Source organism: Paracoccus haeundaensis, from assembly GCF_006239215.1.
Taxonomy (GTDB): Bacteria; Pseudomonadota; Alphaproteobacteria; order Rhodobacterales; family Rhodobacteraceae; genus Paracoccus; species Paracoccus marcusii.
On record NZ_VDDC01000009.1, the window covers coordinates 163682 to 177686 of the forward strand.

General features: G+C 67.9%; 14 protein-coding genes. 12 read left to right on the forward strand and 2 right to left on the reverse strand.

The genetic code is table 11. The features are described 5' to 3' along the window. The first annotated feature begins 18 nt into the window (after nt 1–18). The 12 genes from FHD67_RS05700 to FHD67_RS05755 all read left to right on the forward strand — a co-directional run bounded on the left by FHD67_RS05700 (nt 19) and on the right by FHD67_RS05755 (nt 12269). Nucleotides 19–1080: an ABC transporter ATP-binding protein gene (locus tag FHD67_RS05700; protein WP_045999837.1), complete on the forward strand. Its 1062-nt coding sequence runs from the start codon at nt 19–21 to the stop codon at nt 1078–1080. A gap of 9 nt (nt 1081–1089) precedes the next feature. Continuing rightward, on the forward strand, nt 1090–2160 hold the full coding sequence (locus tag FHD67_RS05705; RefSeq protein ID WP_139598117.1) for an ABC transporter ATP-binding protein: 1071 nt from the start codon (nt 1090–1092) through the stop codon (nt 2158–2160). Between the two features lie 9 nt (nt 2161–2169). After that, nucleotides 2170–3036, forward strand: coding sequence for a carbohydrate ABC transporter permease (locus FHD67_RS05710; protein ID WP_045983692.1), 867 nt, complete (start codon nt 2170–2172; stop codon nt 3034–3036). 4 nt (nt 3037–3040) lie between these two features. Then, a complete protein-coding gene (locus FHD67_RS05715; protein WP_045983693.1) occupies nt 3041–3850 on the forward strand; it encodes a carbohydrate ABC transporter permease in 810 nt (269 codons plus the stop codon). 12 nt (nt 3851–3862) lie between these two features. Further along, a complete protein-coding gene (locus FHD67_RS05720; RefSeq protein ID WP_045983694.1) occupies nt 3863–4135 on the forward strand; it encodes a DUF2160 domain-containing protein in 273 nt (90 codons plus the stop codon). Nucleotides 4136–4214: 79 nt separating this feature from the next. Further along, complete coding sequence (locus FHD67_RS05725) at nt 4215–5918, forward strand: ABC transporter substrate-binding protein (protein ID WP_139598118.1); 1704 nt, start codon at nt 4215–4217, stop codon at nt 5916–5918. A gap of 67 nt (nt 5919–5985) precedes the next feature. Beyond that, a complete protein-coding gene (gene glpK, locus FHD67_RS05730; RefSeq protein WP_139598119.1) occupies nt 5986–7464 on the forward strand; it encodes a glycerol kinase GlpK in 1479 nt (492 codons plus the stop codon). A 61-nt stretch (nt 7465–7525) separates the two neighbouring features. Continuing rightward, nucleotides 7526–8473, forward strand: coding sequence for a nucleoside hydrolase (locus tag FHD67_RS05735; RefSeq protein ID WP_139598120.1), 948 nt, complete (start codon nt 7526–7528; stop codon nt 8471–8473). Between the two features lie 174 nt (nt 8474–8647). After that, complete coding sequence (locus FHD67_RS05740; RefSeq protein ID WP_045983698.1) at nt 8648–8902, forward strand: hypothetical protein; 255 nt, start codon at nt 8648–8650, stop codon at nt 8900–8902. Nucleotides 8903–9020: 118 nt separating this feature from the next. After that, nucleotides 9021–9905, forward strand: coding sequence for a LysR family transcriptional regulator (locus FHD67_RS05745; protein WP_045983699.1), 885 nt, complete (start codon nt 9021–9023; stop codon nt 9903–9905). A gap of 79 nt (nt 9906–9984) precedes the next feature. Next, nucleotides 9985–10917: an NAD(P)/FAD-dependent oxidoreductase gene (locus FHD67_RS05750; RefSeq protein ID WP_139598121.1), complete on the forward strand. Its 933-nt coding sequence runs from the start codon at nt 9985–9987 to the stop codon at nt 10915–10917. After that, nucleotides 10914–12269, forward strand: coding sequence for an ABC1 kinase family protein (locus tag FHD67_RS05755; protein ID WP_139598122.1), 1356 nt, complete (start codon nt 10914–10916; stop codon nt 12267–12269). The genes FHD67_RS05750 and FHD67_RS05755 overlap by 4 nt, the downstream gene beginning before the upstream one ends. Here FHD67_RS05755 and FHD67_RS05760 read toward each other — a convergent pair. Both FHD67_RS05760 and FHD67_RS05765 read right to left on the reverse strand, forming a co-directional pair. Further along, nucleotides 12266–12529, reverse strand: a complete 264-nt coding sequence (locus FHD67_RS05760) for a hypothetical protein (RefSeq protein WP_139598123.1) — start codon at nt 12527–12529, stop codon at nt 12266–12268. The genes FHD67_RS05755 and FHD67_RS05760 overlap by 4 nt on opposite strands. Before the next feature lie 56 nt (nt 12530–12585). Further along, nucleotides 12586–13827 carry a PqqD family protein gene (locus FHD67_RS05765; RefSeq protein ID WP_139598124.1) on the reverse strand — a complete coding sequence of 414 codons (1242 nt, stop codon included), beginning with the start codon at nt 13825–13827 and terminating at the stop codon, nt 12586–12588. Nucleotides 13828–14005: the final 178 nt, after the last annotated feature.

Genomic DNA, 14005 nt, shown 5'->3' on the forward strand with positions numbered 1-14005 from the left:
AGGGCCTTGGGAGGGGACATGACGTTAGAATTGCAGGGCGTAACGAAGGTGGTCGAGGGGCAGGTGCATGTCCATCCCACCGATCTGGTGCTGGAACGCGGCACGATGAACGTGCTGTTGGGGCCGACGCTGTCGGGCAAGACATCGCTGATGCGGCTGATGGCGGGGCTGGACCGTCCGACCAGGGGGCGCATCCTGTGGGAGGGCCGCGACGTCACCGGCATGCGGGTGCAGGACCGCAAGGTCGCGATGGTCTATCAGCAGTTCGTCAACTATCCGGCGATGACCGTCTTTGAGAACATCGCATCCCCCCTGCGACTGATGGGCGTCGACCGCGCCGAGATCGACCGCCGCGTGCGCGAGACCGCCGCGATGATGCGCCTGACCCCCATGCTGGACCGCAAGCCGCTTGACCTGTCGGGCGGCCAGCAACAGCGCTGCGCGCTGGCGCGCGCGCTGGTCAAGAACGCCGGTCTGGTGCTGTTGGACGAGCCGCTGGCGAACCTGGACTACAAGCTGCGCGAGGAGCTGCGCGTGGAAATCCCGCGCATCTTCGCGGAATCGGGCGCGATCTTCGTCTATGCCACCACCGAACCCGAGGAGGCGCTGCTGCTGGGTGGCAACACCGCGACCCTGTGGGAGGGCCGCGTGACGCAGTTCGGGCCCACGCCGCAGGTCTATCGCCAGCCGGTCGATGCGACCACCGCGCGGGTCTTCAGCGATCCGCCGATGAATTTCCTGCCCTTCCAGGTGGCGGGCGGGCGGGCGTCGGTCGCGGGCATGCCCGCGCTACCCGACGGGCGCTATCTGGCCGGCTTCCGGCCCAACCACCTGCACCTATCGCGGCATGCCCCCGACGCCGTGCAGTTCGACGCGCAGCTGGTCGTGACCGAACTGACCGGGTCCGAGACCTTCGTCCATCTGGACCATCACGGGCAACGGTGGGTCGGGCTGATCCACGGCGTCCACGAATTGCCCCTGGGGCAGGTGCTGCCAGTCTGGCTGGACCCGCGCCACGTCTATGTCTTTGCCGAGGATGGCCGCATGGTCACCCCCGCCGCCTATGCAAGCGCCGCCTGAGGAGGGGTTATGGCCAAGATCACGCTGGAGAACCTCGCCCATTCCTATTCGGCCCATCCCAAGGGCCCGGAGGATTACGCGCTCAAGGAGCTGAACCACGACTGGCAGGACGGGGCGGCCTATGCGCTGCTGGGGTCGTCGGGCTGCGGGAAATCGACGCTGCTGAACATCATCTCGGGGCTCTTGATCCCGTCGCAGGGGCGCATCCTGTTCGACGGGGTGGACGTGACCCGCGCGCCCACGGCGGAAAGGAACATCGCACAGGTGTTCCAGTTCCCGGTCGTCTACGACACCATGACCGTGCGCGACAACCTGGCCTTTCCCCTGAGGAACCGCGGCCGCCCCGAGGCCTATGTGGCCGAGCGCGTGGCCCAGATCGCCGCGATGATCGGGATGGAGCACATGCTGGACCGCAAGGCCCGCGGCCTGACGGCGGATGCGAAACAGAAGATCAGCCTGGGCCGCGGCATGGTCCGGAAGGACGTGAACGCCCTGTTGTTCGACGAGCCGCTGACCGTGATCGACCCTCACATGAAATGGGAGCTGCGCACCCAGCTGAAGAAACTGCACCACGATTTCGGCCACACGATGATCTATGTGACCCATGACCAGACCGAGGCGCTGACCTTCGCCGACAAGGTTGTCGTGATGTATGACGGCCGCGTGGTCCAGATCGGCACGCCGGAGGAGCTGTTCGACCGGCCGGAACATACCTTCGTGGGCTATTTCATCGGATCGCCGGGCATGAACCTGCTGCCCGCCACCGTGGCGGGATCGCAGGCGCAGGTGCCGGGCGGCACGACCGCGCTGGCCGGGTCCTATGGCGCGCTGTTGGGCAAGGTCCAGCTGGGCATCCGCCCGGAACATGTGCGCCTGTCCGCCGATCAGGGCCTGCCCGTGACCATCCGCCGGATCGAGGATGTGGGCCGCCACCGCATCATCCGCGCCGACCTGATGGGGCACGACCTGAACATCATCGCGCCAGAGGATCAGGCCATCACCGCGGACATGACCCGCGCGGTCTTCGATCCGGGCCGCGTGAACATCTATGCCGACGACTGGCGCGTGGCTGCGGCGTAAGGGGGGACCATGGAAAAGACCGTCAATCACAAGGCCTGGTTCCTGGTTCTGCCGGTGCTGGTGCTGGTCGCGTTCTCGGCGGTGATCCCGCTGATGACCGTGGTCAACTATGCGTTCCAGGACACGTTCGGGAACAACGTCTTTTTCTGGAACGGCACCGGCTGGTTCCAGGACCTGCTGTCGTCCGAACGCATGTGGAACGCGCTTGGCCGCCAGCTGATCTTTTCGGCCATCATCATCGCGATCGAGATCCCGCTTGGCATCTTCGTCGCGCTGAACATGCCGAAACGAGGGGTCTGGGCCAGCGTCGTTCTGGTGCTGATGTCGCTGCCGCTGCTGATCCCGTGGAACGTCGTCGGCACCATCTGGCAGATCTTCGGGCGCGTCGACATCGGCCTGCTGGGCTATACGCTGGACGCCCTGGGGATCAACTACAACTATACCCAGAACCCGATCCATGCTTGGGCCACGGTCATCGTGATGGATGTCTGGCACTGGACCTCGCTGGTCGCGCTTCTGGCCTATGCCGGGCTGCAGTCGATCCCCGATGCCTATTACCAGGCGGCGCGGATCGACCAGGCCAGCCGCTGGAAGGTCTTCCGCTATATCGAGCTGCCCAAAATGGCGGGCGTCCTGATGATCGCCATCCTGCTGCGCTTCATGGACAGCTTCATGATCTATACCGAACCCTTCGTGGTCACCGGGGGCGGGCCGGGCAACGCGACGACCTTCCTGTCGATCGACCTGGTCAAGATGGCCCTGGGGCAGTTCGACCTGGGTCCGGCGGCGGCCTTCTCGCTGATGTACTTCCTGGTGATCCTGCTGATCTCCTGGGTCTTCTACACGGTCATGACCAATCTGGACAAAAGGGGCTGAGAGCATGGGCAAGCGCATCAACGGCAGCGCCGTCGTCATGATCCTGTATCTTCTGTTCCTGATGCTGCCGATCTACTGGCTGATCAACATGAGCCTGAAGACCAATGCCGAGATCACCGGCACCTTCGGCCTGTGGCCCCGGAACCTGACCTTTGCCAATTACGCGACCATCCTGACCGATCCGGCCTGGTACATGGGCTATGTGAACAGCCTGATCTATGTGGTGATGAACACGGTGATCTCCGTGGCCGTGGCGCTGCCGGCGGCCTATGCCTTCAGCCGCTATCACTTCATGGGCGACAAGCACCTGTTCTTCTGGCTGCTGACCAACCGCATGGCGCCGCCCGCCGTCTTCGCGCTGCCGTTCTTCCAGCTGTACTCGTCGGTGGGCCTGTTCGACACGCATATCGCGGTGGCGCTGGCGCATTGCCTGTTCAACGTGCCGCTGGCCGTGTGGATCCTGGAGGGCTTCATGCGCGGCGTGCCGAAGGAGATCGACGAGACCGCCTATATCGACGGCTACAGCTTCGGGCGGTTCTTCACCCGGATCTTCATGCCGCTGATCTCGTCGGGGATCGGGGTCGCGGCCTTCTTCTGCTTCATGTTCTCTTGGGTCGAACTGCTGCTGTCGCGGACGCTGACCTCGGTCGCGGCCAAGCCGATCGCCGCGACCATGACCCGGACGCAAGGGGCATCGGGCGTCGATTGGGGCGTGCTGGCCGCGGCCGGGGTGCTGACCATCGTGCCGGGTGCCTTGGTCATCTGGTTCGTCCGCAACTATATCGCCAAGGGCTTTGCCCTGGGCCGCGTGTAAGGGGGATACGCCATGTCATGGATGGCCTGGACGCTGCCGACCGCGATCTTCTTCGTCACCATCGCGTTGCTGCTGGTCACCTTCACGGTGCTGGCGGTCCGGTTTCCCGAAACGCCGCGTCGCGGCGTCCTGGGGATCGAGACGACGCGGGGCGACCGCCTGTTCATCACGCTTCTGGGCTCTGCCTTCATCACCCTGGCTTGGCTGGGTCTGACGACGGCGGCACTGCCCTGGGCGATGCTGGTTTGCCTGGTCTGGGCCGCCGCCGTCTTTCGGTGGGTCTGACACAGCGCATTGGCCTGCGGGGGATGAGGGTCCCGCCGGCCGTCTGCCAACCTCGAAAATCCCAGGGAGGGAAAGACCAATGAGCCTGAGATTGCTGTCCACAACCGCGGTGATGCTGGCATTGTCCGGCCCCGCCTTCGCCGACATCGAGGCCGCGCGCGCGTTCCTCGATGCCGAGATCGGCGACCAGTCCGTCCTGACCCGCGAGGAGCAGGAGGCCGAGATGCAGTGGTTCATCGACGCCGCCCAGCCCCTGTCCGGCATGTCGATCAACGTGGTGTCCGAGACGATCACCACCCACGAATACGAAAGCCGTGTCCTGGCGCCGGCCTTCACCGCCATCACCGGCATCCAGGTCACCCATGACCTGATCGGCGAGGGCGACGTCGTCGAGAAGCTGCAGACCCAGATGCAGACCGGCGAGAACGTCTACGATCTCTACATCAACGATGCCGACCTGGACGGCACCCACTGGCGCTATCAGCAGGTCCGCAACATTACCGACTGGATGGCCGGAGAGGGGGCCGCGTTCACGAACCCCGGCTTGGACCTGGACGACTTCATCGGCCTGGCGCAGGCGACCGCGCCCGACGACAAGCTCTACCAGCTGCCCGTCCAGCAGTTCGCGAACCTCTACTGGTTCCGCCACGACTGGTTCACCGACCCCGAGATCATGGCCGAGTTCCGCGCCGAATACGGATACGACCTGGGCGTGCCGGTGAACTGGTCCGCCTACGAGGACATCGCCAAGTTCTTCACCGGGCGCGAGATCGACGGCCAGCAGGTCTATGGCAACATGGACTATGGCAAGAAGGACCCGTCGCTCGGCTGGCGCTTCACCGATGCGTGGCTGTCGATGGCTGGGGCCAGCGACAAGGGCGAGCCCAACGGCTTCCCGGTCGACGAATGGGGCATCCGCGTGAACGACAAGTTCCAGCCGGTGGGGTCGTGCATGGCGCGGGGCGGGGCGACGAACAGCCCGGCCGCCGTCTATGCGATCGAGAAATACATCGACTGGCTGCAGAACTACACGCCCCCGGCCGCCGCGGGCATGACCTTCAGCGAGGCCGGACCCGTCCCCGCGCAGGGCAACATCGCCCAGCAGATGTTCTGGTACACCGCCTTCACCGCGGACATGGTCAAGGAAGGCCTGCCGGTCATGAACGAGGACGGCACGCCCAAATGGCGCATGGCCCCGTCGCCCTATGGCGCCTACTGGGAAGAGGGCATGAAGGTCGGCTATCAGGACGTGGGTGCCGCGACGCTGATGCAGTCGACCCCCGTGGACCGCGCGCAGGCCGCCTGGCTCTATGCGCAGTTCATCGTGTCGAAGACCGTCGACACGAAGAAGAGCCATGTCGGCCTGACCTTCGTGCGTGACAGCACCGTGCGCCACGAAAGCTTCACCGAACGCGCGCCGCAGCTTGGCGGTCTGGTCGAGTTCTATCGCTCGCCCGACCGGGTCCGCTGGTCGGATACCGGGGCGAACATCCCCGACTATCCGCGCCTGGCGCAGCTGTGGTGGCAGAACATCGGCGATGCTTCCTCGGGTGCCAAGACCGCGCAGGAGGCGCTGGACGCGCTGTGCGAACAGCAGGAGGACGTGCTGTCGCGCCTGGAGCGGTCCGGCGTGCAGGGTGATCTGGGGCCGGTCCTGAACGAGGAGCAGGATCCCCAGTACTGGATCGACCAGCCCGGCGCCCCCGTCGCCAAGCTGGAGAACGAGAAGCCCGCGCCGGTCACCATCGCCTATGAAGAGCTGATCAAGCGCTGGCAGGAATGATCCCTGCCCATTAGCCTGAAGGGGGCGCGGTCGATCCGCGCCCCCGTTCGTGACGAAAGGACCGCCCATGACCCATATCCTTGCCATCGACCAGGGCACGACCTCGTCCCGCGCCATCGTCTTTGACGCCAAGATGGTTCCCTGCGGCAGCGCGCAGGAGGAGTTCCCCCAGCATTTCCCGCAATCGGGCTGGGTCGAGCATGATCCCGCGGACCTCTGGGCCAGCACGGCGGCCACCTGCCGCGCCGCGATCGAGAAATGCGGCAACCCGCGCATCGAGGCCATCGGCATCACCAACCAGCGCGAGACCGTCGTGGTCTGGGACCGCAAGTCGGGCAAGCCCGTCCACAACGCCATCGTCTGGCAGGACCGCCGCACCGCCGATTTCTGCCGCGAGCTGGAGGCCGCGGGCCATGCCGACATGATCACCGCCCGCACCGGGCTGCTGGTCGATCCCTATTTCTCGGCCACCAAGCTGAAATGGATCCTGGACCACGTGGACGGTGCCCGCGACCGCGCGCAGGCGGGCGATCTGGCGTTTGGCACGGTGGACAGCTGGCTGATCTGGAACCTGACCGGCGGCGCGGTCCACGCGACCGACGCGACCAATGCCGCGCGCACGATGCTCTATGACATCCACAAGGGCCGCTGGTCGCAGACCATCTGCGGCCTGTTCGACATCCCCATGGCGATGCTGCCCGAGGTCAAGGACTGCGCCGCCGATTTCGGCACCACGCGCCCCGACCTGTTCGGGCGCCCCATCCCCATCACGGGTGTCGCGGGCGATCAGCAGGCCGCCACGGTGGGCCAGGCCTGCTTCGAGCCCGGCATGATGAAATCGACCTATGGCACCGGCTGCTTCGCGCTGTTGAACACCGGGGACAAGCCGGTGGCGTCCACGCAGCGCCTGCTGACCACCATCGCCTATCAGCTGGACGGCAAGCCGACCTATGCGCTGGAAGGCTCGATCTTCATCGCGGGCGCGGTGGTGCAGTGGCTGCGCGACGGGCTGAAGATCATCCGCGACGCGAAGGAGACCCAGCCCCTGGCCGAACGCGCCGATCCCGGCCAGCAGGTGATCCTGGTTCCGGCCTTCACCGGCTTGGGCGCGCCCTATTGGTCGCCCGACAGCCGCGGCGCGATCTATGGTCTGACGCGCAACTCCGGTCCCGCCGAACTGGCCCGCGCTGCGCTGGAATCGGTGGGCTTCCAGACCCGCGACCTCTTGGAGGCGATGAAGGCCGATTGGGAGCCGAAGGGAGAGACCGCGCTGCGCGTCGATGGCGGCATGAGCGCATCCGATTACGCGATGCAGTTCCTGTCCGACATCCTGGGCGCCCCCGTCGACCGGCCCAAGGTGCTGGAGACGACGGCCCTGGGTGCCGCCTGGCTGGCGGGGCAGGGGCCGGGGATCTATCCCGACATGGCCGGTTTCGCCAAGGACTGGGCGCTGGACCGCAGCTTTGCCCCCGCGATGGCGGAGGACGACCGCGCCGCGCGCTATGACGCGTGGCGACGTGCGGTCAAGGCCACCATGTCGCTGTGACCGGCTGTTGACGCGGCGGGGTGGGACGTTACATCGGGCCGATCAGAGACAGGACAGGACGATGACCCAGCACAAGGTGATCTTTGACACCGACCCCGGCGTGGACGACGCGCTGGCCCTCTATTATCTGGTGCGCCATCCGCAGGTCGACCTGCTGGGCGTGACCACCGTCTTCGGCAACGCGCCGGTGGCGATGACCACCCGCAATGCGCGCTTTCTGCTGCAGGCCTGGGGACACGACGCCCCCGTCCATTGCGGGGCCGCGGGGCCGATGACCCCCGACATGCCGCCCGAATTCTGGCCGACCCACATTCACGGCGACAACGGCCTGGGCAACCACCCCACCCCCGAGGCGCCGGTGGAGGGCCCCGAGACAGCCGCGCAGTTCCTGATCGACACGATCCGCGCCCATCCGGGCGAGGTGCGCGTGCTGGCCGTGGGGCGCATGACGAACCTGGCGCGGGCGGTGCAGATGGCGCCCGACATCGCCGGGCTGGTGCGCGACGTGGTGATCATGGGCGGCGCCTTCCGCGTGCCCGGCAACATCACCCCCGCGGCCGAGGCGAACATCTGGGGCGACCCGCTGGCAGCCGACGTCGTCTTCGGCGCCGACTGGCCGGTCATCGCGGTGCCGCTGGACCTGACCACGCGCACCTTCATGGACAGCGCCACGCTGGCCGATCTAGGGGCGCGCGGCGGCGCGGGGATGCAGCTGGTGGCCGATCTGTCGCAGGGCTATGTCGGCTTCTACCAAGCGGCGGGCTATGACGGGATGCTGGTTCATGACTGCACCGCCGCCGTCTATCTGACCGACCCGGACCTGTTCACCCTGACCCAGGGCGAGGTCCGCGTCCTGTCCGAGGGCATCGCCCTGGGCCTGACGCTGATGAACCCCGCCGACCGCCAGGGCCCCCTGGGCGCATGGGAGGGCCGCCCGCGGCAGTCGGCCACGCTGGACGGACAGCCCGATGCGATCCTGGCCCGGATCGCGCAGGTCTGCACCGCCTGACCGACCGGACGGGACGATCCCGCGCGATTGTCCCGTCCCATCGAACACAGAGCGCGCGATTTCGCGCCTAATCTTTCGTTTGTGCCCCCCTTATCTGACAGTCATCGGAACGGACCAGACGCGCATCCGGCGCGCCACCGCTTCCAAGATGTTGCAAGAACAAGGAAAACGATCATGAAAAACTTTGTGTACGCCCTGGCCGCCCTGTCCCTGACCGCTGGTGGCGCGATGGCCGCCGTCAACGGCACCAACGAGCGTCCCTATTCCAGCTCGTCGGTCGAAAAGGTCGCCGAGACCGTTCAGGTTCCGGCCCGCACCGTGATGACCTCGACCGAGCTGGCGCGCGCCAACCTGTCGGGCGACGAGATGCTGACCGTGACCAAGATCTCGGGCGACAGCCAGATCGCCGAGATGAACAGCGATCGCTGAGCCGCATCGTCCTCGGACGATGACGACTGATGACGGGCCGTCACGCAGATGCGTGGCGGTCTTGTCATTTGTGCCGTATGCCCATCCTGATGCGGGACCATCGGGCGGATCGGGACATATGACGGACCTCAAGGCATTGCGCAGTTTCGTGGCCATCATCGACGAGGGCAGCTTTGCCGCCGCCGCACGGCGGATGGGCATCTCCAAAAGCATGTGCAGCAAGATGATCGCCGACCTGGAGGCCGATCTGGGCACGCGCCTGCTGACCCGCACGACGCGCGCGGTCACGCCCACGGCGGCGGGCCTGGGCTTTCACGCGCAGGTGGCCGACATCCTGTCCCGCCTGGACGCCGCGTTCGAGGACGTCCGCGCCGCCTCCAGCCGCCCCTCGGGCCCGCTGAAACTGGGCGTGCCGGTGCAATACACGCTGAAGGTCTTTCAGCCGCATCTGATGCGCTTCATGGACGAACATCCCGACATCCAGCTGGACGTGGTGCTGGACGACAGCCGGTCGGACATGACCCGCGACGGTTTCGACGCCGTCATCCGCATCGGCACGCTGGAGGACAGCAGCCTGCACGCCCGCCGCCTGCACGACGCCAACATCATGCTGGTCGCATCGCCCGATTACGTCGCCCGTCACGGCAGCCCGCAGCGCCCCGCCGACCTGCGCGACCACCAGTGCCTGCATTACACCAACCTCAAGGGGCCGGGCACCTGGCCGCTGCGCAGCGGTACCGAGGTCGTCTATCAGAAGATCACACCCGCCTTCTCCAGCAACAACGGCGAATTGCTGCGTGCGCTGGCGGTGGGCGGCAAGGGCATCGCGCTGGCACCCGAATTCCAGGTGGCCGACGATCTGGCGCGCGGCCTGCTGGTGCCGGTCCTGGCCGATCATGCGTTGCCGGGGGTGCCGATCCATGTTGTCTATTCCAGCCGCAAGCTGGTGACGGCGGCCCTTGCGGCATTCCTGGACTTTGTCGGGCGGCTGGATCTGGCCTGATCCTGCGGGCGGACAGAATGCCGCCTTGCGCCTGTCGTCGCACTCTGTCCTGCTGAGCGCGACAGGAAAGGCGGGCGGCATGGGCGGACAGGGCAGGGTGGCGGTCATCGGCGGGGGCATCACCGGGTTGACCTGCGCGCGGGCGCTGGCGGATGCGGGGCATGCCGTTACGGTGTTCGACAAGGGTCGCGGGATCGGCGGCAGGCTGGCCACGCGCCGCACCGACGACGGGTTGCGGTTCGACCACGGTGCGCAGGTGCTGCCAGCCACCGATCCCGATTTCGCCGCACTGTTGCAGGCGATGGTCCGCGACGGCCACGCCGCGCCGTGGGACGGCGGCATCATCGGCACGCCCGGCATGGCCCAGATCCCCCGCGCGCTGGCGCAGGGACTGGACGTCCGGTCGGGCGTGATGGTCACCGCGCTGGACCGGGACCCCGACGGCTGGCACCTGCGCGGAGAGGGGATCGACCACCGCGCCGACATCGTCGTTCTGGCCATTCCCGCCCCGCAGGCGCGTGATCTGCTGGGCGTGGCCCACGCCTTTGCCGCGCCGCTGGCGCAGGTCCGCTATCAGGCCAGCGTCACGGTCATGGCGGGGCTGGACCACGCCGCCCCACGCCCCTTCGCCACGCATCGCGGCACCGGACCGTTGGCTTGGGTCGCGCAGGACGGCGCAAAGCCGGGCCGGCAGGGACAGCCGCTGACCACCTGGGTCGTTCAGGCCGACCCGGATTTCAGCATGGCCCATATCGACCTGCCGTTTGCCGAACTGGCGGATCTGATCGCACCGCAGCTGCTGGATCTGTTGGGGGCCAAGCCGGATCACCTGCGCCACGCCGTCGCGCATCGCTGGCTGTACGCGCAGACCGATGCGGCGCTTGGCCGACCGTTTCTGGCGGATGACGCGGCGGGGCTGATCGTCGGCGGGGATTGGACGTTGGGACCCCATGCGGAACATGGCTGGTCCAGCGGCCGGGCGATGGCCGCGCATCTGCTGGCGCGATCATGACGGAAGACCGCATCCCCCGTCCCGTGCCGCAGGGCCGCCTGACGCGGATGCTGCGCCTTGGGGGGCTGGCGGGCGGAATGGGCGGCCGCGCCCTGGCGCAGGGCGCGCGGCAGCTGGCGACGGGGCAGCGGCCTTCGGCCCAGGACCTATTCCTGACCCCCGCGAATGCTGCCCGCTTGGCCGGGCAGCTGGCCCAGATGCGCGGCGCCGCGATGAAGATGGGCCAGTTGGTGTCGATGGAGGCCGGTGACTTTCTGCCCCCCGAACTGACGCAAATCATGGCGCGGCTGCGCGCCGATGCCGATCCGATGCCGCCCAAGCAGCTGCAGGCGGTGCTGGACCGGGCCTGGGGGCCGGGCTGGTTGCGTCATTTCGCCCGCTTTCAGGTCAGGCCGATCGCGGCGGCATCGATCGGGCAGGTGCACCGCGCGCAGACCCGCGACGGGCGCGACCTGGCGATCAAGGTCCAGTATCCCGGCGTGCGCGACAGCATCGACAGCGACATCGACAATATGGGCCTTTTGCTGCGCATCCCCGGCCTGATGCCGCAGGGGGTCGACCTGCCTGCCCTGATGGACGAGGCGCGCAGCCAGCTGCATGCCGAGGCCGATTATCTGCGCGAGGCCGCACAGATGCGCCTTTATGCCGCCAATCTGGCGGGGCGCGACGAATTCCGCCTGCCGGTGCCCGACGATCAGTTCAGCACGGCTGACGTTCTGGCGATGGATTTCATCGACAGCCGCCCGATCGAGGCGCTGTCCGACGCCCCCCAGGCCACCCGCGACCGTGCCGCCCATCATCTGGCCCGCCTGGTCATCGAGGAGCTGTTCCGGTTCGACCTGATGCAGACCGACCCGAACTTTGCCAACTATCGCTGGCAGCCGGACGAGATGCATCCGGATGGCGGGCGCATCGTGCTGCTGGATTTCGGGGCGACGCGCGGCTTTTCGGCGCTGGTGGCCCCGCGCTATCTGGCGCTGCTGCGTGCCGCGCTGGCCGATGACCGCGAGGGGGTGCGCCGCGCCGCCATCGACATCGGCTATTTCCGCGACCAGACCGATGCCGCGCATCAGGACGTGCTGCTGCAGATCATGGACCTGGCGTTCGATCCGCTGCGCGCGGGCGGCATCATGGACCTGACGCAGAGCGACATTCCCCGCCAGGTCGCCGATCTGGCGATGCAGGTCGCCCGCACCCGCACCCGGGCCGAGATGCCCCCGCCCGAGATCCTGTTCCTGCACCGCAAGATCGGCGGGTTGTACCTGCTGCTGTCGCGGCTGCGCGCGCGGGTCGACCTGGATGCGCTGATCCGGCCCGACGATCTGGCGCAGATGCTGCAGGCGCGGGGCTAGGGCTGGTCCATCTCGTGCAGGCGATCCTGGGCAAGGCGCAGGATCATGCGGAATTCGTCCGTGACGGTCAGGGCCTGGCCCACGCCCTCGGCCGGGACGGCACCGGGATCCTCCTGCCCGTCGCGCAGCGTTTCGCGCTGGTCCAGCCAGTCCAGGACGGGCTGTCGGGACTGCGGCTGCAGCGCCGCGACCAGCCGCGCCAACAGGCGGCGTTGCGCGACAAGACGGGCTTCCAGCGTGGCAAGGGCGGTGTCGGTCATCAAGGCCTCCCAGGGCGGACATGCAGCAGGGGCAACGCCGGTGCGGGGTGCGGGGTTCATCCGGTGACGAACCCCTCCTCCAGCAGGTCGCCCATCAGGGCGGCGATGTCGCGGGTCAGGCGGTCGCGGGGGACGTCGGCAAAGACCTCGGCCAGGGTGTCGGCCAGATCGGCGGCGCTTCCGGGGATCTCAAGCAGCGCCCAGACCGCGTGGCCGACCGGGTTCAGGTGCCAGACGACCGGGTCGGCGGGCGTCCACAGGAATGCCCCCGACCCCATGCGCCGCAGCACGATCCCCGGCGCCTGCCGCAGTACCCGGTCGGGATGCACAGGAACGGACCGCCTGTCCGGCACATGCAGCGGATCGGGCAGCGGACCGGCCAGCGGCACGTTGGTCTGGGGTGGCGCGTCGGGGGCGAAGGCCCGGCGCAGCAGGGCGACCGCGTCCTCCAGATCGGCATAGACCAGCCTCAGGCAGGTCATCGCGGCGGCCATGTCGCGGGTTTTGGCAAAGGCCTGGTCGGCGCTGCCCAGATCGCCCATGTTCTGCGCCAGCAGGTGGTGCATCGCCTGATCGCGATCCATGCGGTGCAGCGTGGCAGGGCCGATCTGGCGCCGGTCCAGCACGATCAGCGTGCCAGGCCGGGCCTGGGTGCCGTGTGGGGCGACGTTGGGCGCCGCCAGATAGGCATAGCGCCTGTCGCGCGGCCCCGGCGTCATGGCGACATGCCGGCGGAAGGCGGCGGTCGTCCCCTTCGGCAGGGGCAGCCGCAGGCGAGGCGCGATGCCCAGGGCCACGGCCTTCAAATCGGCGGTCAGCGGCAGCACGTCGTCGCAGAACACGGTGACGTCCGGTTCCGCCGTCAGGCGCCCGATCAGCGTACTTTTTCCGGCCCGCATCGGACCCGTCAGCAGGATCAGGTCGCCCGCGAAACGGAACGCCCCGCAATGCAGCGCCACGCAGCCCGGACGGTTTGCCAGAAACCCCTCGGACAGATCGGCGATCAGGGCGCAGGCGGCGCTGGCCGCATCCAGCCCCCCAAGATCGCCCTGAAAGAACGGGGAACGCGCCACGAACCCGCCCGGCCCTTGCGTCACCAGCGTCTGGCGGTGGCCCGGTCGTGGCGCGGATAGGGTTTGCGGCTGCCATCCGCGGATCGCGCCCATCAGCGCCCTGCGGACCGGCCCCGCACCCTGCAATCGCAGTGACAGGCCGGTGTTGGGAAAGTGCAGATGGCTGTCCGCACCGGGCGACTGGCGCGCGGCGCGGACGGGGCGGGTTCGGGACGGGGGCGCCATCGTGGATCAGCGCGACGGCTTGGACCAGTCGCGGCGCGTGCCCGGCCGCGAGGGACGGCTGCCGCGTTGGCCGCGAATGCCACGGTTGTCGGGACGCGACGCGCGGCTGGCCCGGCTGGCGCGACCGCGGCCGCCATTGCCCCGCCCGCTTCCCCCGCGACCGCTGCCGCCCCGACCA

Coding starts and splice junctions, on each gene's coding strand:
- FHD67_RS05700 (WP_045999837.1), top strand. CDS start 19: ATGACGTTAGAATTGCAGGGCGTAACGAAGGTGGTCGAGGGGCAGGTG.
- FHD67_RS05705 (WP_139598117.1), top strand. CDS start 1,090: ATGGCCAAGATCACGCTGGAGAACCTCGCCCATTCCTATTCGGCCCAT.
- FHD67_RS05710 (WP_045983692.1), top strand. CDS start 2,170: ATGGAAAAGACCGTCAATCACAAGGCCTGGTTCCTGGTTCTGCCGGTG.
- FHD67_RS05715 (WP_045983693.1), top strand. CDS start 3,041: ATGGGCAAGCGCATCAACGGCAGCGCCGTCGTCATGATCCTGTATCTT.
- FHD67_RS05720 (WP_045983694.1), top strand. CDS start 3,863: ATGTCATGGATGGCCTGGACGCTGCCGACCGCGATCTTCTTCGTCACC.
- FHD67_RS05725 (WP_139598118.1), top strand. CDS start 4,215: ATGAGCCTGAGATTGCTGTCCACAACCGCGGTGATGCTGGCATTGTCC.
- glpK (WP_139598119.1), top strand. CDS start 5,986: ATGACCCATATCCTTGCCATCGACCAGGGCACGACCTCGTCCCGCGCC.
- FHD67_RS05735 (WP_139598120.1), top strand. CDS start 7,526: ATGACCCAGCACAAGGTGATCTTTGACACCGACCCCGGCGTGGACGAC.
- FHD67_RS05740 (WP_045983698.1), top strand. CDS start 8,648: ATGAAAAACTTTGTGTACGCCCTGGCCGCCCTGTCCCTGACCGCTGGT.
- FHD67_RS05745 (WP_045983699.1), top strand. CDS start 9,021: ATGACGGACCTCAAGGCATTGCGCAGTTTCGTGGCCATCATCGACGAG.
- FHD67_RS05750 (WP_139598121.1), top strand. CDS start 9,985: ATGGGCGGACAGGGCAGGGTGGCGGTCATCGGCGGGGGCATCACCGGG.
- FHD67_RS05755 (WP_139598122.1), top strand. CDS start 10,914: ATGACGGAAGACCGCATCCCCCGTCCCGTGCCGCAGGGCCGCCTGACG.
- FHD67_RS05760 (WP_139598123.1), bottom strand. CDS start 12,529: ATGACCGACACCGCCCTTGCCACGCTGGAAGCCCGTCTTGTCGCGCAA.
- FHD67_RS05765 (WP_139598124.1), bottom strand. CDS start 13,827: ATGGCGCCCCCGTCCCGAACCCGCCCCGTCCGCGCCGCGCGCCAGTCG.